Here is a 20,683-nt window from a genome sequence, read left to right on the forward strand (position 1 = left end):
GTCGTCATTACGCTTCTGGGAGAAAGCATGTATCTCTGGATCAAGGCCCTGCACATCGTGGCCGTCGTGACCTGGTTTGCCGCGCTGTTCTACCTGCCGCGCTTGTACGTCTACCATGCCATGGCGCGTGACAAGGGGGAGCAGCAGGCCATCGACACCTTCAGCGTGATGGAGCGCAAGCTCTACCGCGGCATCATGACCCCATCGATGATCGCGGTGATCGGGCTCGGGAGCTGGCTGCTCTATCTCATGCCCCACTGGCTTGGCATGGGTTGGATGCACGTCAAGCTGCTCCTGGTGGCCTTGCTGGTGGTCTACCACCATCTCTGCTTGGTCTATCTGAAGCAGTTCGCCGCGGGTCGCTGCCAGCGTTCTCATGTGTTCTTCCGCTGGTTCAATGAACTGCCGGTGATCGCCTTGCTGGTCATCGTGATCCTGGTCGTGCTCAAGCCGTTCTGACCATGGCGAGTGAAATGAACGAACAACTCCCGGTCGTACTGGTGCTGGCCGGCCACGACCCCACCGGAGGCGCGGGACTCACCGCCGACGGCGAAGCGATCGCTGCCTGCGGCGGCTGGGCCGTGACGGTGCCCACGGCATTGACGGTACAGGACTGCCGTGACGTGCATAGCGTGGTACCGGTAGCCGCCAACCTGATCGGTGACATGGCTCGGCAGCTGGGCGAGTTCCATCTGGCAGCGATCAAGGTCGGGCTGATAGCCAGCCTCGAGACGCTCGACGCCGTGGTGGACGTCGTCAAGTCGCATCCCGGGGTGCCGGTGGTGGTCGACCCGGTGCTCAAGGCAGGGGGAGGGAAAGAGTTATCCACAGCGACTTTGGTCGATGCCTTTCGCGCGAGATTGCTTCCTCTTGTGGATATCCTGACGCCCAATCGTCTCGAGCTGGCGCGCCTTGCCGGACCGCAGGCGCAGGATGACCAGGCGCGCGCCCTGCGGTTGTTGTCGTTAGGGTGTCGTGGCGTGCTGGTGAGCGGCAGCGACGATCCGGCAGCCGGCGTTCCGGATGACACGGTCGAGCTGGCGCTGTACGCCGGAGGCGAACGCTTCGCCTGGCGCTGGCCGCGGCTGGCGGGGAGCTTTCACGGCTCGGGCTGCACCCTGGCTGCCGCACTGGCGGCACGCCTCGCCGCCGGTGAGTCGCTGCATCCGGCGTGCGAGCAGGCCCAGCGCTTCACCTGGCAGGCCCTGGCGCATGCCTGGCGACCGGACGAAAACGGCCAGGCGTTGCCGCGGCGCATGGCGTGGCCGAGTCGGCAGCGCGATACGGCGGCGAGCGTGACCCCTGACGATGACAATCCATGGAACTCCACCGTCGATTCCAAGGTTATCCAAGAAGTTATCCACAGACCGGGCGATGCGAGCTCGGCACTTCCCATGACGGGCCCCAACCATTTTCGAGACCGCAATGAGGATTACATGACCACATCCGCAACGCTCTTCGAACAGGCCTGCCGCCATATCCCCGGCGGTGTCAATTCTCCCGTCCGCGCCTTCAAGGGGCTGCATCGGCCCCCGGTATTCATCGAGCGGGCACAAGGGGCCTATCTGTTCGACGTGGAGGGCAAGCGCTACGTCGATTACGTCGGTTCCTGGGGGCCGATGATTACCGGCCATGCCGACCCCGAGGTGCTGGGTGCCGTGCGCAGCCGGCTCGACCACGGTCTTTCGTTCGGTACGCCGACGGCCATCGAAACCACCATGGCCGATCTGATCTGCGACATGATCCCGTCGATCGAGCTGGTACGCATGGTCAACTCGGGGACCGAGGCCACCATGTCGGCGATTCGCCTGGCACGCGGCTTCACCGGGCGTGACAAGATCGTCAAGTTCGAGGGCAACTACCACGGCCACTCCGACTCACTGCTGGTCAAGGCCGGCTCCGGTGCCTTGACCCACGGCGAGCCCAGCTCGCCCGGCGTGCCCGCTTCGCTGGCGGAGCACACCATCACCCTCTCCTACAACGATCTCGACGAGGTGGAGGCCTGCTTCGAGGAGATCGGCAGCCAGATCGCCTGCATCATCGTCGAGCCGGTGGCCGGCAACATGAACTGCATCCCGCCGCAGCCCGGCTTCCTCGACACTCTGCGCCGGGTTTGCACCGAATACGGGAGTGTGCTGATCTTTGATGAGGTGATGACCGGGTTCCGGGTGGCCATGGGCGGTGCCCAGGCGCATTACGGCATCGAGCCCGACCTGACCTGTCTGGGCAAGATCGTCGGGGGCGGCATGCCGGTGGGTGCCTTTGGCGGCAAGCGTGAGATCATGGAGCAGATCTCTCCGCTGGGGCCGGTCTACCAGGCGGGCACGCTGGCGGGCAATCCCCTGGCCATGGCGGCCGGCATTGCGCTGTTGACCAAGCTGCGCGAGCCCGGCTTCCACGACGCCCTGGCTCAGCGCGTCGAGACGCTCTGCCACGGCCTGCAGGAGCGTGCCGATGCCGCCGGCGTCGACATGATCACCCAGCGTGCCGGCGGAATGTTCGGATTGTTCTTCACCGGACAGTCCCGGGTCGACAACTTCGCCCAGGCCACGGCTTGCGACGCCGATGCCTTCCGTCGCTTCTTCGCGGCGATGCTGGACGAAGGCGTCTATCTGGCACCCTCGGCGTACGAGGCGGGCTTCATGTCCAGTGCCCATACGCCGGAGGACATCCAATGGACGCTGGACGCTGCCGAGAAGGCCTTTGCCCAGGTGCACCAGCCTTGAACAAGCCCAATCGTTAACGGGAGTGAACATGGACGCCACTTCAGCACCCTGCCCAACCTCTTCATCGAGCGCCATCGGCGTAGATGAACTGCTCGATTCGCTGGTGGCGTACCATCGTGCTCTCGTCCCCGACCTTCCCTATGTGGCGGCGTCGGGGTGTCTGGCCGCGACCCGTGGGCTGGTCGAGGATGAAGTGCGCACGCTCGAGTTGCATCTGGCCGGCGAGGAGGATCGGCGCACTCTTTTCCGACTACGGGACTGGCTGGAACAGGAAATGAGGCGTCTCGAACCCTGGTTCGACGAACGCGGCGAGCCTCGTCCAAGCTGGATCGTAGGTCATCAGGCGATGCCCCTGTGCGACCGGCAGCGCTTGATCATGTCCAACCCGCTCGATCTGGACCCGGCCGACCCGCTCGCCGGCCGCTGTCTCGACCCCGGGTTCGACCTGGTCTCGCTGCTGGTGGGACTATATGTCCGTGACGAGACGCGGCTCGCTCATTACGCTTTCGATCGCTATTTGCGACTGTCGGGGGATTATGCCCTCACCCGCCTCGTTTCCGTCTTTGCCGTATGCCGTTCGCTTGCGGGTGCCCGGCGTGCACTGCAGCGCTGGACATCGGGGCGTGGCACGGCGTTTCATCTGGCCGAAGTGATGACCGAGTGTCGCCGCTATCTCGGCCTGGCCGAGCGAGTCTCCAATTTCCGCTTTCCTCCGCTGATCGTCGGGGTCGGTGTATCGGGCAGCGGCAAGAGCCGCTTCATGGCCGAGGTCGTCGAGCGGTTGGGCGCCGTGCGGCTGTGCTCGGATGCCGAACGGCGGCGCCTCTTCGGTTTTTCTCCACAAGCAGTCGAGCCTGATCCGGTTGTGGATATCTTCAGTACTGAGACGACGGACCGCACCTATCGTCGTTTGGCCAGTCTGGCCGGATTGCTGCTCGATGCCGGCATTCCGACCTGTATCGACGCCACCTGCCTGACCTACGCCCAGCGCCAGCTGTTGAGGCAGCAGGGCGAAGCACGTGGCCTGCCGGTGCTCATCGTGAGCTTCGAAGCCGACGAGGAAACACTCCGGGCGCGCATCGTCAAGCGCGCCAGGCGACAGGGGGGCGAGCCGGCGACGAGCCTCAAGGTGCTCGAGCGTCAGCTTTCTCTCTTCGAGTCGTATCGTGAGGAAGAGCGCCAGCATCTTCTGCATCTCGACACTACCGCCGACAACGCTTCCGACACGCTGGCGATGTTGATCCAGCAGAGAGTGTTTGCGGGCTGAACAGCTTTTCTCTTAGGCGAAAAACTGGCCGATACCCGGTATTTCTTGAGCAAATGGCGCAGCCTCTCGCCAGGAGCAGGCTGTCCATGTAAGCAAATAGAAACAGAGTAATTTTGTTATAAGCCGTTGATTGTAAAAAACAACGACAAAATATCCAGTTTAATCCTAAAAAACTGTTAACTCTCCGTTACCTGCCGCTCCGTATTCTCTCTGTTAGTTCATGTAACGCTAGTCATGCGAGATTCTTCCCTATTGTTTCTGTTTTGTAAGCATTTGTTTTGCTGGGATTGTGCAGCGTCGTGGCACAAAGAATGCGATAGGTATCGCGACCGCTGTCTCTGGCTTTCGACAGGAAAAGGGAGGCGAAAAGGGGGGTTGTTTCTTTCGCCATTCCTCACGAGACATCTCAGGCAGACAGGTCATTTTGGGAACAAAACATCATGCATGATAGGGAGTACTTAACATGAAAAAGTATTACGTGATTGCTGGGTCTTCCATGCTGGCTTTGGTACTAGCCGTTTCGAATGCGCACGCCAACCCCAGTTCTGGTGCGGCCGAAAACGTGGATCAGCAAGTCAACTCTGCCGCGCTGGCCGTTGGCGGCAGCGGTGGCAACAGTACCGGCGGCAATGGTGGCAACGGCGGCAGCAGCAATAGCGGCGCAGCTTCAGGTGCCTGGAACAATGCCAGCGACATGGACGACGGGGCCGACGCAGGCAGTGACGCCGAGATTTCCGCCAATAGCAACGCATCCAGCGGTGCCGGGAACGGCGGTGCCGGCGGCATGGGTGGTGCCGGCGGGGCTGCGGGTGCCGGCGGCGATGCCTGGGCCATGAGCGAGTCCTACAACACCAGCACCAGCGTGGTGGCGATCCAGGATCTGCGTTCCACCGTAACTGGTTCTCGTATCAACATCACGGCTGGAAATGGAGCGGCAGGCGGTTCCGGTAGCAGCGGCGGCGATGCCCTCGGTGTGAGCGCTGGCGTGGGCGTCGGCGGCTCCGGCGGCGATGGCACCGGTGGCAGCGGTGGTCACTCCGTGGCGGCCGGTGGTGACGGCGCCGGTGGCGGTGATGGTGCTGGCCTGGGCCTGGGCCTGGGGCTTGGCGCGGGCCAGGGTGGCAGTGCCGACGGCAGCAACGGCAGCGGTGGCGCCGATAGCAGCGCCGTGGGCGGGCTGGCTGGCAACGTCGCCGGGGATGACGTCGAGGACAACGTGTCTACCTCTGCGGGCGGCAGCAGCAGCGGCGACGCCACTGCCTCGCCCACTGTCGCAGGCGGCACCGGTGGGGCCGGCAGCGGCACCGGCAGCGGCACCGGCAGCGGCACCGGCACCGGTGGTGCTGGCGGTTCCGGCGGCGATGCCATGGCCGGTAACGGAGGCAACTCCACCGGCAATGGCGGTGGCGGCGGTGGCGGCACCGGCACCGGCGGTAATGCCTATGCCTATGCCGGCAACGGTGGAAACGGCGGTAATGGCGGCAACGGTGGCAATGCCACACTTGCCACCGGCAGCGCTTCCATGGCTGCAGGTGCCGGTACGTTCGGCGGTATCGCCAACATGAACCTCTCCACTGGCATCTACAACTCGCAGCTTGCGGGCACCAACGTGGCGGCGCACAGCAACGTCAATATCGGCAACTGATATGGCTTGCTTGCACTGAACGTGAAGGGCCGGTGACCGCATTGCCGGCCCTTCCTTGGTTCCACCGTTGAAGCTGTGGAAGAGGGAGCGATGCCATGAAGCGTATCGGGCGAAGCATGCAGGTTGCGCTGGTGGTTGGCTTGAGCCTTGCCAGCCCGCTGATGATGGCAGAGGACGACGTGACGAAGGGTTTCGATGCGTTCCATCGCATCGAGGCGAGTGAGCTTCAGGACGTGACCGGCAGGGAAGGTTTCCGCGATCTGGTCAACGTCCAGAGCATTCAGAGCCTGGAAGCGGCGGCAAAGGGGGCATCCTTCACCGCCGGTACGATCGTCTCGGGCAGCATCAACGTCGAGGCCAACGCCATGGACAACGTCTCGGGGATTACCTTGATGAATCTCATGACGGGGCATGCCAATGCGGTCTCGACGGGGGTCAGCATCAGCATCTATGCGCCCCAGTAAGGCTGGGGAGCGACGGGGGTGGAGAATGGCCGGAACTCTACGGTGGCTCGGCTTAGCGCTGGCATGTGTTGGCATGAGCCTGCAGGCGAAACCGCTGCAGGCGGCCGGCGTGACGATCGCGCTGAACGGTGGCTTCGGCTCCGTGACGGTCGCGGCGAGAAGCCATCACGAGATGCGTTGGGACGGCGTCGTCGCCCAGCAGTACGACTACAGCTGCGGGGCTGCTGCGGTGGCGACACTGCTCACCTATCACTATGACCGGCCCACCACTGAGGCGGACGTCTTCGAGTCGATGATTCGCACAGGGGAAGTCGAGCAGATTCGGGAGCAGGGTTTCTCCATGCTCGACATGAAACGCTACCTCGACGGCCAGGGACTCAACTCGGACGGTTTCCGGGTCGGGCTCGATGACCTGGAGCGCATCGGTATTCCCGCCATAACCCTGATCAATACGGGGGGATACCGACACTTCGTCGTGTTCAAGGGAGTGGATGGCGATAGCGTACTGCTCGGCGACCCTGCCGTGGGCACCGTGGCAGTGCCCAGGGCGCACTTCGAGTCGATCTGGAGTGGCCTGGTGCTGGGGGCCCGTGCCGATACCGCCATTGCCAAGGCCAACTTCAACCATGAGCGAGACTGGCGCATCCGGCCATCGGCTCCGGTCGGTAGCGGTATCGACCGGGCCGATGTGGCATCGATGCTGCTGCAGCTGCCAGCAATCAACGAACTTGGGCGGTAAATGCGATGAAAACACGCCGAAGCTCTTGGCGAGCGATTACCTGTCATCCTGAGAACGCGATGCAACCGGCCCCGGCTTTACGTAGCGAACTCTTCGGCTGGTTGGGCGTGGTGTCACTGTGCCTGTCGAGCGCCACGCTGCAGGCGGCCGACTTTGCCTACTTGGAGCCTATCGACGAGGTGGAAATGAGTGAATTGCGGGGAGGCTTCCAGATCTCTGGGCTCGACATGAGCTTCGGTGCTACCCTCCAGACCCTGGTGGACAACGTGCGGATGGATACCGTCTTCATCATCAACGGGACGGGTGCCGAGGTCGTGTCCCAGACGATCACTCAGCATGGCGTCATTGATGGCCAGCTCGTCAACCAGGTCGGGCAGGGAAGCGGCAAGACCATCATGGAGTTGACGCCGAGCGGTATCAACCTTACCGGGATGAAGGACTTCCCCGGCCTGGTAGTGAACGACAGCAAGGGCTTCACCTCGGTGTTCCACTCGGTGACGCAGGACGCCATCCTTGGCGGTGTAGTCAGCGACGCGTCAGGGCGGGACATCCGGCAACAGCTCGATATTGGCGTACAGGTCAATAACCTGCCGGCGTTGCAAGCAGCCCAGCAACGTCACTTCATCACGAACTCACTGGCCCGTTGAGCGCAGCTTTCTTGCCTTGCCTTGCCTTGCCTGCGCAGTGAGGCCCGGTATTTATGAACTGCACCGGGCCTCTGGCGGGACTCAGAACACGTTGGAGCCGAAGGGAATCCGTAGCGTCAGCACGGTATTGGGGGCATCGTCGGTCACCCCCAGCTCCAGGCCGAGGTTGACCGAGACGTCCTGGTTGAGTTGATAGGACCAGCCCAGCAGCAGCGAGCCGACATTGAGGGTGCGTGAGCTCTGGGTCACTCTGGCATCGTCGTCGAAGTACTCGGTTTCTGTCTTGCCGATGAAATCATTCTTGAAGCCCAGCGTGAAGGAGGCCCGGGGGTTGATGGCATATGCCATGCCGAAGCTCAGCCGCACCGCATCGCCCGGATCGACCTCGCCGATGCGCAACTCATCGGTGAGTCGCGTGTCGACGTCGTCGCTCATGTTGTAGAGGTAGCCAAGGTTGGCGAAGAATACTGCCGGGTCGGAGGGAAAGAGCGCGGTAATGCTGGGCTCGATGGCATGAAAGCCTGAGCCGGTAGCCAGCTCCTGCTCGATGCCGTCGGCGTCGCGGGAAATGTCGAAGGGGCCGTCTCCGGTAACGCTCTTGTAGCGCAGATTGCCGACGAAGAAGGGCCAGCCGTTCTGGCCGCGGTTGAGCTGATAGCGCGCGGTGACTTCGATATCTCCCAGGCCGTTGCCGGAAAGATCGCGATCGATATCGAAGCTGTCGTCCCCGACCGTGGGAACCGTGGCTCGCACGGTATCATCGCGATAGACATAGGGCACCTTGAGTTCCATCTCGAGCCGGTCGGTGACCCCTAGCCGTCCGGTCAGCGCGGCGGTCCAGACGTCCCGTTCGGCCTCTTCGGCGCTGAACACCCCAATAAGAAGGGTGCTGAGAATCTCGACGCCGCGAAAGGTCAGGCGGTTGACCCCTGAATGGGAGTACTGCAGCGAAGGTTCCAATACCAATCTTCCGCGTGGCGTCAGTACGCCACCGATGTCCGCGATGGCCTGGACTTCGGGCTGCTCGGGCGGTGCCTCGACCGGCGCTTGGCCTACCGGCGATGTGATGCCGCCCGGAGCGGCAGTGTCCTGGGCCGCCACGCCCTGGGAGAGGGCGAGACCCAGTGCGGAGTTAAACAGCAAGAATTTAATTTTATTCATGTTTCTCTTCCCTTGAAGTTCTGGCTCCGAGGAACCGTCATGGTGGGTGTCGGTCATAGGTTCGCTGGATGTCATACTTGTCCAGCAGGCGGTAAAGCGTGACGCGAGAGACCCCTAACTCTCGCGATGTGCGTGCAACGTTATAGCGGTTTCGCTTGAGCGCATTGAGGATGGTGTGGCGTTCGGCCTGCTCACGGATTTCCTCCAGGGTGGGTGGCTGATGAGGCGTGCCAGGGTTGGCAATCGGTATGTCCTCCGCCTCGATATGGGGAGGATTCGACATGAGCATGGCGCGGCAGACCGTATTCATCAGCTCGCGTACGTTGCCTGGCCAGTCGTGGTCCTGCAGCCGCGCCATGGCGGACGGACTGAAGCCCATCAGGCCGGAAGGCCGGTATTGCTTGTATTGCTCGAAGAAGAGTTCGACGAGAGGCTTTATATCCTCCTTTCTCTCCCGCAGCGGCGGTATCCGGATCTCGAGTACGTTCAAGCGGTAGAAGAGATCCAGTCTGAAGCGTTCCTCCTCCACGAGTGTGGGCACGTCCCTGTTCGTTGCGGCGAGGATGCGCACGTCCGCTTGAGTTTCCTTGCGGCTGCCGAGTCGAAAGAAACGCCGACTCTCGATGAAACGCAGGAAGGTTGCTTGAAGGTCATAGGGCAGCTCGCTGATCTCATCCAGAAACAGGGTACCCCCAGAGGCAGCCTCGATCTTTCCCATGCGCCGGCAATGCGCATCCGTGAAGGCGCCCTTTTCGAAGCCAAAGAGTTCGGATTGAATCAAGTTGGGCGGAATGGCACCGCAGTTGACCGCAACGAACGGAGCGTGTGCGCGGGAGGAAAGCTCATGGATGGCCCTGGCAGCCAGCTCCTTGCCAGTCCCCGATTCACCGCTGATGAACACAGGGGCATCGACGTCAGCCAGGGTATGGATCTTCTTCACGACCCGACGCATGCTGGGTGAGGTACCGATCAAGATCTTCTTGGCAACATGGAGAACGGCTTTTCTGTCGGCATTGAGTGATACGGCACGCTGCCGGGAAATGCTGCGCAACAGGCAGACCAGACCGGCCAGATCCTCGTGGAAATGAACGCTGTGGAACATCCGGGCAAGTACCGGACGGATACGGGGATCGCTGGCTTGACGTGGATTGGTCAAGGCTACCCAGTCAAAGCCGCTGTCGAGAACCAGGCTTTCCAGCATCGACACGTCATCGGCATCTTCTTCCAGAAGCTGGACGAGTCCGACATCGAAATCGTCATGCGCCATGGCATGGCGTGCTTGCTGATGATTCCCGGCGAGCGTAACGATGCAACCCTTCTCGTCGAGTGCCGCCAGCATCTTGCATGAGCGTTCAGAAACCCGGTCCAGCAGCATGACGTTGGGGGGCGTTTCCATGACGGATATCCCTATGGCTGCGCTCCAGCATTACTTCAATTCCTTGCCTGCCTCAGTGGCGCGCCTCGCGCTTATAGCTGGGAGGTACGCTGAACAGGTTCCGTCTGGCCCAGTTCATGGCTTGTAGCCGGTTGTGAACCTTTATTTTCCTGAAGATGTTGTAGAGATGGGATTTCACGGTATGTTCGCTGACGAACAGTTTTTCGGCGATCTCCGAATTGGTGGCTCCCGTGCCGAGAAGTCCGATGATCTCCAGCTCACGCTGGGTCAATCCACAGGCTGGGCGATAGGAGTTCATCTGCTGGCGACGCAGAAGCTGGATCATGCGAGACATCAGAGTTCGCGACATCCAGAGGCTGCCGCTCTGGAGTGCCTCGATTCCCTTGCAGATAAGCTCTACGCTGTCGTTCCGGTAGAAAATGCCCTGCAGGTTGAGTGACGAGAGCAGCTCGACCGCGTGCCCTTCGTCGCGCACATTGAAGGCGGCGAGACTGATGGTTTCCTTGCCATCCGCTGCCGCCTGCCAGCGCTGCATATTCGCTTCGCCCAAGTGGTCCAGGTCGAGTATCACCAGGACGTTATCTCCCTCGCTCATGGATGGCATGGCCTCGGTATCGACAGCGACGACCTCATGCTCCAGCTGTTGCTGAAGGTGCTCGATGAACAGCTTCGACTGGGGATTGATGGCGGTTACCAGAAAGATCCGAAAGTCCATGCTTGTCATGATCCCTTCCCCCTTATTTATTCGTAGTTCTACATGTAAAGAAATGTAAAATTTGCCGCCATTTTCGAGTCTCGGTCAAAAACAGCAAGGTGGTTAATATGTTTTTTTCATGAAAATATTCTGCTTATTACTTTTCTCTATGTAGTCTCATACCAAGCGCTGCCTCCTCTGGTACTGAACTGACTAGGCACGCGGGTCCACTTTTTTCTTAGCTGAAAAGATATTTGTCAAAAAAACAATAAGTTATAAAGATTCATTCGTGAGGTGGAGGTGTCTCTAAGGGCAAAATTTCCCATTGCTCTCGCCTCCTTGAGGTATGAGAGTACAGCGGATAGAGAAGTATGTTTTTCATACTGATCAACAGTGGAAAGCACCATTCTGCGCTGCCCAACCCATCCTCGCGCTAGGTGGGCACCCATAGGGCTGCGCCGAGATACCCGTTGGTGTGGCCGCAAGGAGCAGCAGGCTCATGCCGAGGTGAAGGGACAAGCGGTCTCTTCGGTCGTTCTGTCCAGGCCGTGCTTTTCAATCAGTCGATAAAGCGTTACCCGTGACACGCCCAGTTCTTCGGCGGCTTGCTTGACCTTTTGCCTGTTGCGACCCAGGGCTTGTCGCAAGGCATCTCTCTCGGCACAGTTGCGAGCCTCCTCCAGGGTCACGACATGGCGACTGGATGCGCGTCGTTCTAGACCCAGATCCGACGGCTTGATCAGACGCTGCTCACACATGACCATGGCGCGACGCACACGATTGATGAGCTCCCGAATATTGCCCGGCCAGTGATGCTGCTGCATGAGTACCAGAGCGTCTTGGCTGAAACCCTGTACTTTCAAGGATTTTTCTTCGGCGAATTTATCGAAGAAAAACCTGGCCAGGGTTTCTATGTCCTCCTGGCGTTCTCTCAGCGGTGGAATGGCGACCTGCAGCACGTTGAGGCGATGGTAGAGGTCCTCGCGGAACCGTCCCTCCTCGATTGCCCTCGCCAGATCCACGTGGGTAGCCGAAAGGACGCGAACATCGACGTGTACCTCTTCGAGTGCACCGATGCGCTGAATCGTTTTTTCCTCGAGAAAACGCAGCAGATTGACTTGCAGTTCCAGGGACAGGTCACCGATCTCGTCGAGGAACAACGTGCCGCCCGAGGCGGCTTCGATCTGGCCGATCTTACGTTGGTTGGCGCCGGTGAAGGCACCTTTCTCATGGCCGAACAGTTCGGACTGAATCAGGTTGCTGGGTAGGGCGCCACAATTCACGGCAACGAAAGGCGCAGTAGCGCGTTGTGAGCGTTCGTGTATGGCGCGGGCGGCAAGTTCCTTGCCCGTGCCCGACTCACCGCTGATGAATACGGGAGCCTCCACGGAGGCTACCCGGCGTATGGTGTCGAACACCTTTTGCATGACCGGTACCGTGCCGACCATGTCGAATTCGGTCTCCCTTGGCCGTTTTGATGCGGCCTCCTCCTTCCTGAGCCGTTTCATGGCCACTGCGTGCCGCAGGAGGCAATCGACCTGCTCGATGTCGATCGGCTCCGACTGGTAGGCCATGAAAAGGCTTCCCAGCGCTTTGCAGATCCAGGGGTCGTCGAGCACGGACTCACGCACCATGGCGATCCATTCCATTCTCGATCGAGCGATCAGCTTTTCTATATTTTTCAGCTCGTTAGCTTGGTCATGATGAAGAAAGCAGATACCTGCCTCATGTTCGGTTTCATTCAGCAGAGATTGTGCCGCTTCCAGGCTCTCGGCAAGGTTGATATGCCACCCTTTGCCTGCCATGCGCTCAATGAATCTTTGCCTGTCATCTGACACGGGACCGATCAACAAGAGTGCTGTGTCTTTTTCCATGAGTCGCTCGTCTTCATTGAATACGTAAGGGGATTCCCTTCTGCTCCTAGCGAGCTATAGCGAAAGCGGCGATGGCTAGGTTGAATAGGCGGAGATTTCCGCTAAATAGCGGCCAGTCGTCATTATTTGATCTAAAATTACTAATGTAAGTGTCAGGTAATTCTGCTCGGGTTTTCATCAACTGATCGACGCATTTCCATCCGGCAGTCGCGCCATACTGTCGCTACCCTACGCAAGCCCAATGTAAAGATAGGTTACAAAAACGGTCTCAACAAGCTGCAGGTGCATTGCCCCGTGGTCGTCTTGTTACGACTTTTATATTGTGCTTCGTTGCGCAAGTCGCGACAGCGAAGGCAGTTCTGCCAAGTCCTTGCGTCGTGTAACATACGGGAGTGAGATCCTGAATGAGGAGCGGTTGTGTCCCCCACAGATGAGCTGGTTCTGGCCAGCGCCAATCCCGGCAAGATCCGCGAGTTCCGCCAGCTTTTCGCTGACCTGGGATTACGTGTCCGTCCCCAGTCGGAGTTCGGCGTGGTCGATGTCGAGGAAACCGGGCTCACCTTCGTCGAGAACGCCCTGCTCAAGGCGCGTGCCGCCAGTCGTGCCAGTGGCCTGCCGGCACTGGCCGACGACTCGGGGCTCGAGGTCGATTTCCTTTCGGGACGGCCGGGCATCTATTCGGCACGCTACGCCGGAGAACCCAAGAGCGATGCGCGCAACAACGCTAAGCTGCTGGAGGCCCTGAGCGGGGTCTCGGGGCCCGCTCGTAGCGGGCGCTACTGGTGTGCGCTGGTCTACCTGCGTCACGCCGAGGATCCTGTACCGCTTATCGTTCAGCGCAGCTGGGAAGGGGAGATTCTTCAGCAGCCGCGAGGAGAGGGGGGATTCGGCTATGACCCGCTGTTCTGGCTGCCGTCCCTCGGCAGGAGCGTGGCGGAGCTCGATGGCGAGGAGAAGAACCGCCTCAGCCACCGCGGACGTGCCCTCGAAGCGATGCTGGCGGCCCTGCGCGAGGCGAGCCGGCGCTGATGCTGATGCCAGCCGCGATTCGGGACGTATCGATTCTGCCCCCCCTGGCCCTCTACGTGCACGTGCCCTGGTGCGTGCGCAAGTGCCCCTACTGCGATTTCAATTCCCATAGCGTCGGCAGGGGTGGCGAGTTGCCGGAAGACGAGTATCTGGCCGCCCTGCTCGACGATCTCGATGCCGACCTGCCGCTGGCGGCAGGTCGGCCCTTGGTCAGCATCTTCATCGGTGGCGGGACGCCGAGCCTGATGTCGGCTGGGTTCTACCAGCGCTTCCTCGCTGAGCTGGCCCGGCGCCTACCGCTTGCCGAAGACATCGAGATCACCCTGGAAGCCAACCCCGGTACGCTGGAGCGCGGGCGTTTCCGGGGCTACCGCCGGGCTGGCATCAATCGGCTATCGCTCGGCGTGCAGAGTTTCCAGTCGGCCCAGCTCGAGGCCCTGGGGCGCATACACAGCGGCGAGGATGCCGTGGCCGCGGTCGAGGAGGCGCGCACGGCCGGCTTCGACAACCTCAATCTCGATCTGATGCACGGCCTGCCGGGGCAGACCCCCGGGCTGGCCCTGGCCGACCTGGAGCGTGCCCTGACGCTGACGCCGGAGCATCTTTCCTGGTACCAGCTCACCCTCGAACCCAACACCGAGTTTCACTCCAGGCCACCAGTGCTACCGGAGGAGGAGGTGCTGTGGGACATCCAGGACCTTGGCCATGAGCGGCTCGAGGCCGAAGGGTTGGCGCGCTATGAGATTTCCGCCTATGCGCAGCCCGGGCGACGCTCCCGGCACAACCTCAACTACTGGCGCTTCGGTGACTACCTGGGCATCGGGGCCGGCAGTCACGGCAAGCTGAGTGCCGTGGACGAGTCGGGGCGGCTCCAGATAGAGCGCCGCTGGAAGACGCGCCAGCCCGAGGCCTACCTGCGCCGCCGTCGCGATCCACGCGGCTTCGTGGCCGGCAGCAGCCGGGTCGGTGAGGCCGAGCTGCCGCTCGAGTTCGCCATGAATGCGCTGCGCCTCGTCGACGGTGTGGCCATGGCTGACTGGCAGGCCCACACCGGGCGCCCTCTCGCGGTGCTGAACGAGCGGCTCGCTGCGGCATACGAAAAAGGACTTCTTGTGGAAGATCGCGAAAGGCTTCAGGCTTCACCGCGAGGTCTATTATTCTTGAACGAGTTGCTGGCGCTCGTGGACGACGCCGGCACGGAATGATCTCGTTACCCTGATCTGGAGATTGCTCATGCTCAAAGCTACCCGATTCGTTGCCCCTCTTGCGGCTGCCTTGCTGCTTGTCGGTTGTGCCACCACCGATCCTTATTCGGGGCAGACCCAGCGCAACAAGACCCTGTCGGGAGCCGGGATAGGGGCAGCGGTTGGTGCCGCCGCCGGTGCTCTCTCGGGCGACGGCAGCACCAGCCGACGCGATCGCGCGCTGATCGGGGCCGCCGTGGGTGCGGCAGCGGGTGCCGGTATCGGTGCCTACATGGATCGCCAGGAGCAACAGCTGCGCGAGAGCATGCAGGGCACCGGCGTCGACGTCGAGCGCCGCGGCGACGATATCGTGCTCAACATGCCCAGCAGCGTGACGTTCGGCTTCGACTCCAGCGATCTTACCGTACAGGCGCGCAATGCGCTCAATGACGTGGCCAACGTGCTGACCCAATATACCGATACCCGCGTCAACATCGCCGGGCATACCGACAGCACGGGCGACGACGCCTATAACCAGCGGCTCTCTGAGCGCCGTGCCCAGGCCGTCGGCGAGTACTTGGCACAGTCGGGCGTGGCACGCAACCGACTCTCCATGACCGGTTACGGCGAGAGCCAGCCGGTAGCAAGCAATGATACCGAGGAAGGCCGAGCCCAGAACCGTCGCGTCGAGATCACGCTGACGCCGATCCAGTCGCAGTTCCAGCAGCAGTAAGCGCCAAACGCAGGCGTTGCCTTGCGGGCCCGCCACTGTGGTGAGTGGCGGGCCCGCTTGTCTGTGCCCCTGACGGCGCGTGAGGTTACCGTCCATGCTCTCCTATCAGCACGCCTATCATGCCGGCAATTTCGCCGACGTTCACAAGCATCTCGTCTTGTATGCCGTCGTCGATCACTTGCTGCGCAAGGCCTCGCCGATCACCTTCCTCGATACCCATGCCGGACGCGGCGTCTATCCGCTGGATGCACCCGAGACTCAGCGCCTCGGGGAGTATCGACATGGCGTATTGCCGCTGTGGCAGGCGCGGGATCGTCTGGTTGACGAGCCGCTGCTGGCGAGCTGGCTCGGGGCCATTGCCGGCGTACAGCCCGATGCATGCCGGCTCGAGCGCTATCCCGGTTCGCCCTGGTGGCTCGGCCAACGGCTGCGCAAGGACGATCGGCTGCAGCTGTTCGAGCTCCACCCGGGAGAACACGAGCATCTGACCCTGCAGCGGCTTCCCGCCAACGTCAGGCGGTTGCATGCCGACGGCCTGACCGGGCTGCTCGCCGGACTGCCCGCCGCCACGCCGCGGCTGTGCGTGCTGATCGACCCCAGCTACGAGCGCAAGGCGGAATATAGGGAAGTCGCCGAGACACTGCTGGCAGCGATGCGCAAGGTGCGTCACGCCGTGGTGCTGGTGTGGTACCCGTTGCTGCCTGCGGCGCGCCACCGCGAGCTGCTCGAACACCTGCGTGACGGCGGGCTGCGCAAGATCTGGCGCAGCGAACTGACCCTTCATGAGCCGGGCGAGGAGCGCGGCATGTACGGTAGCGGTATGCTGGTAGTCAATCCGCCCTGGGGGGTGGACGAGCGTCTCGCCGCGGCCATGGCTCGGGTCGTGCCGCTGCTGGGCGCGACTAGCCGCTACACGGCCGACTGGTGGGTGGAGGAGTAGCGCCTCCGGCTACTTGCCGATACAGAAGCTGCCGAAGATTTCGCCCAAGAGATCGTCGGCGCTGAATTCGCCGGTGATCTCGCCCAGCGCCTGCTGGGCGTCGCGCAGATCCTCGGCCAGCAGTTCGCCGGCGCCGTAGCCGGATAGCTGTGCCTCGCCGCTTTCGAGGGCCTGCTGTGCCCGGTCGAGGGCCTCCAGATGGCGGCGGCGGGCCGAGAAGCGCCCCTCGGTGGTCGTGGCGTACCCCATCACTGCCTTGAGGTGCTCTTTCAGGTTGCCCATACCCTCGCCGGTTCGCGCCGAGAGGCGAATCACCGGTGGAGAGGTGGACAGGTCTGCTGTCGGGGCCTCGCGGCTGGCATCGATCTTGTTGCGCACCAAGGTCAGGCGCTCTGGGTCGGGCAGGCGTGCGACGAACTCGGGCCAGATCGCCATGGGGTCGGTGGCGTCGGTGGTGGCAGCGTCCACCAGCAGCAACACGCGATCGGCCTTCTCGATCTCGGCCCAGGCGCGAGCCACGCCGATCCGCTCGACTGCATCCGGTGTGTCACGCAGCCCCGCCGTGTCGATTACGTGCAGCGGCATGCCGTCCAGGTGAATATGTTCGCGCAGCACGTCGCGGGTGGTACCGGCGATTTCCGTGACGATGGCTGTCTCCTGCTCGGTGAGGGCGTTGAGCAGGCTCGACTTGCCGGCGTTGGGGCGCCCGGCGATCACCACGCTCATGCCTTCACGCATCAGTGCCCCCTGGCCGGCGGCGGCACGCACCTCGGCGAGTTCGGCCTGAACGACGTCGAGCATCTCGGCCACCCGGCCGTCGGCGAGAAAGTCGATTTCCTCTTCGGGGAAATCGATGGCCGCTTCCACGTACATGCGCAATTCGATCAGCCGCTGCACGAGTGCCTCCACGCGGCGTGAGAACTCGCCCTGCAGTGAGCGTAGGGCGTTTTCCGCCGCCGTTCTCGAGCTGGCTTCGATCAGATCGGCGATAGCCTCGGCCTGGGCCAGGTCCAGCTTGTCGTTGAGGAAGGCACGTTCGGAAAACTCACCGGGCCTTGCCAGGCGGGCACCGAGCTGTACGCAGCGCTCCAAGAGCAGGTCCATGATCACCGGCCCGCCGTGCCCCTGCAGTTCCAGCACGTCCTCGCCGGTGAAAGAGTGAGGGCCGGCAAAAAAGAGGGCTATGCCTTCGTCGATGACTGTGCGGTCGCCGTGAAAGGGGCCGTAATGGGCGCGACGGGGCTCGGGGCAGTGGCCCACCATGGCCTCGGCGATCGTCGTGCACTGCGGCCCCGAGACGCGGATGATGCCCACCCCGCCGCGCCCCGGCGGGGTGGCCAAGGCGGCGATGGTGTCTGGGTGATAGAGCGGATCCGACATGGGTTGGCCCTGTTGATGGTGAGGCACGTGCCGCATTGTCCCGTTGCGGGCTCTGAAACGCCAGACCCCCGCGAGGGCGGGGGTCTGGGATGTTGCCGGCGTGCGCTCAGCGCTTGCTCTTGGCTGCCTTGCCCACACTGGGGTCGTTCTCGATCTTGCGCGTGATCACGTACTGCTGGGCGATCGAGATGACGTTGTTGACCACCCAGTAGATGACCAGGCCGGCCGGGAACCACAGGAAGAAGAAGGTGAAGACGATCGGCAGCATCTTCATGATCTTCGCCTGCATGGGGTCGGGCGGCGTCGGGTTGAGCATTTGCTGCACGAACATCGAGGCGCCCATCAGGATCGGCAGGATGAAGTACGGGTCCTTCATCGACAGGTCCTGGATCCAGAACATGAAGGGCGCGTGGCGCAGCTCGACCGATTCCAGCAGCATCCAGTAGAGGGCGATGAAGACCGGCATCTGCACCAGTATCGGCAGACAGCCGCCCAGAGGATTGATCTTCTCCTTCTGGTAGAACTTCATCATCTCCTGGGACATCTTCTGACGATCGTCGCCGTATTGTTCCTTGAGGCGCTGCATCTCGGGCCCCAGCTTGCGCATGCGGGCCATGGACTTGTACGCCTTGGCGGAGAGCGGCCACATGGCCAGCTTGACCAGGACGGTCAGGAAAACGATTGACCAGCCCCAGTTGCCGATGATGTCCTGGATATGATCGAGCAACCAGAACAGCGGATTGGCAATGAACCACAGCCAGCCGAAATCGACGGTCAGGCGCAGGTTGGGCGCCACTTCCTCGAGGTAGCTCTGCACCTTGGGGCCCATGTAGAGCGTGGCGCCCAGGCGAGCCTCGCCGTCGGCGGAAACCGTGGTGACCGGACCGGCGAACGCGGCCACGTTGCGGTTGCGCGAATCCGTGGTGGCGTATTGCAGGTTCTGCTGATTCTGTGAGGGGACCCAGGCCGAGACGAAATAGTGCTGGATGATGGCTACCCAGCCACCCTGGACGTCACGGTTGTTGAAATTGCCCGCCTGGACATCGTCGAAATCGACTTTCTGGTAGCGATCCTCAGGCGACGAGTAGGCGGCACCGAGGTAGGAGCTCATGCCCATCGAGACGCCGCTCGAGGGATCGGGGCTATTGTCCCGCGCGAGCTGGCCGATGAAGCGCGCCGTGACCGGCTCCTCGGTGTTGTTGGCCAGGTAATAGCTGACGTCCACCGCGTAGCTGCCGCGCTCGAAAGTGAAGCGCTTGATCACGTCGACACCGTTCACTTCGCCGCGGAGATCGACGTCGAGGCTGCCCTCGTCGTCGGTCAGACGATAGCTGGTGTTCTCCGCAGTGAAGCCGATACGGCCGCCATGGCCGTCCACCTGCAGTCCCGAACGAGCCACGTAGCTGCGCGTCTCGTTGTCCGAGAGCAGCACATAGGGGCGGTCGGAGCCGAGCGCCGCGCGATGCTGGGGCAGGGCAGCGTAAACGATGTCACCTCCCTGGGGATCGATGCGGACATCGAGCACATCGGTCACGACGGCGATCAGATCGCGAGAGCCACTCGTCTGCTCGGTCTCGGTCGGCATGTCGCCGGCCATCTGCCGCTCCGCCTGAGGCGCGGCGGGCACGGCCAGGCCATCCTCGTCGGCTGGCTGCTGTTCATCGGGTGCCGGTGCGGTGATCGCGGGAGCATCGGGCTCAGGAGCAACCTGGCCATAATCCTGATTCCACTGCACGACAAGCAAATAGGCGAGCACGGCCAGTGGGATCAGCAATAGGAGTCGTTTTACGTCCATGAGGGTTCTGCCCGGTGGGTAGTGAACATGCCGCTGGAACGAAATCCGCTGTCATGTAGGAAAGGTCGATAGCCTGACGAGACAGGCTATCGAGGCGGAGAAAGACTCCGTATCCGGTCAGGAGGCCATCGACTTTCGGGCGTCACGCTCCAGGCGACGCCACATGCCGTAGAACTGGCGATGCAGCGTTGCTCTGTCCAGCTCGTTCGCGCCACGCCGAGCCAGCAGGACGATGTCGACGGCGGGTAGCGAGCACTGCTGCAGGCGAATGGATTCTCGAGCGAACCGCTTGAGGCGATTGCGATCCACAGCCTTGCGCACGTTCTTCTTGCTGATGACCAGGCCAAGGCGGGGGTGGTCCAGTCCATTGGGGCACGCCAGGGCCATCAGCCCCTTGCCATGTACCTTGAATGAAGCGTGATCGAAAACGTATCGATAATCCCCGGCAGTCAACAAGCGCAGCTGCTTGGGGAAGCCATGACCGGACACGCGCAATCCGCTATCAGGCGCTCAGACGCTTGCGGCCCTTGGCGCGGCGGCGAGCCAGAACGGCGCGACCATTCTTGGTGGCCATGCGCGCACGGAAACCGTGGACACGCTTGCGCTTCAGAACGCTGGGTTGAAAGGTACGTTTCATAACACTCGATTCCCACGTGGTTTATTGACGGAACGTCTTACAGGAATGCCCTGGCTCCCATCAGGAACCAGGGGCGGATTCGGTTCAAGACCGGAAATTGTAGAGACTTCGGCTGTCCGACGCAATTGTTCCGCTCGATCCGAGGGGCTGGCGCGGTGGATAGGCGGGCAAGATCGCGGGTGCTGGCGCCATGCCGGCTCGGCATACGCTGTGGTCAATACTGGGGACGGTCACTGTTGATAAGTCCTGACTTTAATGCCTAATCAACGAGGTAGGCAGTGCTCAGGAGTGTGGAAAAACCGTTCGCAAGTGCTTGCTGCCAGAACTTGCCCCCAATTTGGCGACATGATGCGATGTGTCCTTCTTCGCCGG

The 20,683-nt window shown here is 61.9% G+C and carries 19 protein-coding genes and 1 pseudogene; 12 read left to right on the forward strand and 8 right to left on the reverse strand.

Annotated features, from left to right (window positions below; all coding sequences use genetic code 11):
• The first annotated feature begins 27 nt into the window (after positions 1-27).
• The 8 genes and pseudogenes from hemJ (at position 28) to HNO53_RS21380 (ending at position 7,488) form a co-directional block, all read left to right on the forward strand.
• Entirely contained in the window at positions 28-459 is a 432-nt protein-coding gene (gene hemJ / locus HNO53_RS21345) for a protoporphyrinogen oxidase HemJ (RefSeq protein ID WP_209475073.1), read from the forward strand.
• A 14-nt stretch (positions 460-473) separates the two neighbouring features.
• Positions 474-1,217: pseudogene (gene thiD, locus HNO53_RS21350) on the forward strand (bifunctional hydroxymethylpyrimidine kinase/phosphomethylpyrimidine kinase); the annotation flags it as partial.
• Between the two features lie 219 nt (positions 1,218-1,436).
• Positions 1,437-2,726, forward strand: coding sequence for a glutamate-1-semialdehyde 2,1-aminomutase (hemL, locus tag HNO53_RS21355; RefSeq protein WP_209478747.1), 1,290 nt, complete (start codon positions 1,437-1,439; stop codon positions 2,724-2,726).
• A 28-nt stretch (positions 2,727-2,754) separates the two neighbouring features.
• Positions 2,755-3,993: a P-loop nucleotide/nucleoside kinase family protein gene (locus HNO53_RS21360; RefSeq protein ID WP_209475075.1), complete on the forward strand. Its 1,239-nt coding sequence runs from the start codon at positions 2,755-2,757 to the stop codon at positions 3,991-3,993.
• Between the two features lie 562 nt (positions 3,994-4,555).
• Entirely contained in the window at positions 4,556-5,638 is a 1,083-nt protein-coding gene (locus tag HNO53_RS21365) for a hypothetical protein (protein ID WP_209475077.1), read from the forward strand.
• 95 nt (positions 5,639-5,733) lie between these two features.
• Entirely contained in the window at positions 5,734-6,102 is a 369-nt protein-coding gene (locus tag HNO53_RS21370; protein ID WP_209475079.1) for a hypothetical protein, read from the forward strand.
• 73 nt (positions 6,103-6,175) lie between these two features.
• Positions 6,176-6,841: a C39 family peptidase gene (locus tag HNO53_RS21375; protein WP_242597496.1), complete on the forward strand. Its 666-nt coding sequence runs from the start codon at positions 6,176-6,178 to the stop codon at positions 6,839-6,841.
• Between the two features lie 59 nt (positions 6,842-6,900).
• Positions 6,901-7,488 (forward strand): hypothetical protein, encoded by a 588-nt coding sequence (locus HNO53_RS21380; protein WP_209475082.1) that lies wholly within the window; start codon positions 6,901-6,903, stop codon positions 7,486-7,488.
• Between the two features lie 81 nt (positions 7,489-7,569).
• Here the strand turns inward: HNO53_RS21380 and HNO53_RS21385 are convergent, their stop codons facing one another.
• The 4 genes from HNO53_RS21385 to HNO53_RS21400 all read right to left on the reverse strand — a co-directional run bounded on the left by HNO53_RS21385 (position 7,570) and on the right by HNO53_RS21400 (position 12,613).
• Complete coding sequence (locus HNO53_RS21385) at positions 7,570-8,649, reverse strand: transporter (protein ID WP_209475084.1); 1,080 nt, start codon at positions 8,647-8,649, stop codon at positions 7,570-7,572.
• 37 nt (positions 8,650-8,686) lie between these two features.
• Positions 8,687-10,045, reverse strand: coding sequence for a sigma-54 interaction domain-containing protein (locus tag HNO53_RS21390; protein ID WP_209475086.1), 1,359 nt, complete (start codon positions 10,043-10,045; stop codon positions 8,687-8,689).
• A gap of 52 nt (positions 10,046-10,097) precedes the next feature.
• On the reverse strand, positions 10,098-10,769 hold the full coding sequence (locus HNO53_RS21395) for a LuxR C-terminal-related transcriptional regulator (RefSeq protein WP_209475087.1): 672 nt from the start codon (positions 10,767-10,769) through the stop codon (positions 10,098-10,100).
• A gap of 467 nt (positions 10,770-11,236) precedes the next feature.
• On the reverse strand, positions 11,237-12,613 hold the full coding sequence (locus HNO53_RS21400; protein ID WP_209475089.1) for a sigma-54 dependent transcriptional regulator: 1,377 nt from the start codon (positions 12,611-12,613) through the stop codon (positions 11,237-11,239).
• Between the two features lie 417 nt (positions 12,614-13,030).
• Between HNO53_RS21400 and rdgB the strand changes: the two genes are divergently transcribed.
• The 4 genes from rdgB to HNO53_RS21420 all read left to right on the forward strand — a co-directional run bounded on the left by rdgB (position 13,031) and on the right by HNO53_RS21420 (position 16,499).
• Entirely contained in the window at positions 13,031-13,642 is a 612-nt protein-coding gene (gene rdgB, locus HNO53_RS21405) for an RdgB/HAM1 family non-canonical purine NTP pyrophosphatase (RefSeq protein ID WP_209475090.1), read from the forward strand.
• Complete coding sequence (gene hemW, locus HNO53_RS21410; RefSeq protein ID WP_242597497.1) at positions 13,642-14,847, forward strand: radical SAM family heme chaperone HemW; 1,206 nt, start codon at positions 13,642-13,644, stop codon at positions 14,845-14,847. The genes rdgB and hemW overlap by 1 nt, the downstream gene beginning before the upstream one ends.
• Positions 14,848-14,875: 28 nt before the next feature.
• Complete coding sequence (locus tag HNO53_RS21415; RefSeq protein ID WP_209475092.1) at positions 14,876-15,559, forward strand: YiaD family glycine zipper/OmpA-like lipoprotein; 684 nt, start codon at positions 14,876-14,878, stop codon at positions 15,557-15,559.
• A gap of 94 nt (positions 15,560-15,653) precedes the next feature.
• Complete coding sequence (locus HNO53_RS21420; protein ID WP_209475094.1) at positions 15,654-16,499, forward strand: 23S rRNA (adenine(2030)-N(6))-methyltransferase RlmJ; 846 nt, start codon at positions 15,654-15,656, stop codon at positions 16,497-16,499.
• Positions 16,500-16,508: 9 nt separating this feature from the next.
• Here the strand turns inward: HNO53_RS21420 and mnmE are convergent, their stop codons facing one another.
• From mnmE to rpmH, 4 genes are all read right to left on the reverse strand, one after another.
• Positions 16,509-17,879 (reverse strand): tRNA uridine-5-carboxymethylaminomethyl(34) synthesis GTPase MnmE, encoded by a 1,371-nt coding sequence (mnmE, locus tag HNO53_RS21425; RefSeq protein WP_209475096.1) that lies wholly within the window; start codon positions 17,877-17,879, stop codon positions 16,509-16,511.
• 106 nt (positions 17,880-17,985) lie between these two features.
• A complete protein-coding gene (yidC, locus tag HNO53_RS21430; RefSeq protein ID WP_209475098.1) occupies positions 17,986-19,674 on the reverse strand; it encodes a membrane protein insertase YidC in 1,689 nt (562 codons plus the stop codon).
• 117 nt (positions 19,675-19,791) lie between these two features.
• Positions 19,792-20,163, reverse strand: coding sequence for a ribonuclease P protein component (rnpA, locus tag HNO53_RS21435; protein ID WP_209475100.1), 372 nt, complete (start codon positions 20,161-20,163; stop codon positions 19,792-19,794).
• A gap of 13 nt (positions 20,164-20,176) precedes the next feature.
• Positions 20,177-20,311 carry a 50S ribosomal protein L34 gene (gene rpmH / locus HNO53_RS21440; RefSeq protein WP_010626003.1) on the reverse strand — a complete coding sequence of 45 codons (135 nt, stop codon included), beginning with the start codon at positions 20,309-20,311 and terminating at the stop codon, positions 20,177-20,179.
• Between the last annotated feature and the right edge of the window lie 372 nt (positions 20,312-20,683).

Origin of the sequence: Billgrantia antri (assembly GCF_017868935.1) — a bacterium.
Lineage (GTDB): Bacteria > Pseudomonadota > Gammaproteobacteria > Pseudomonadales > Halomonadaceae > Halomonas > Halomonas antri.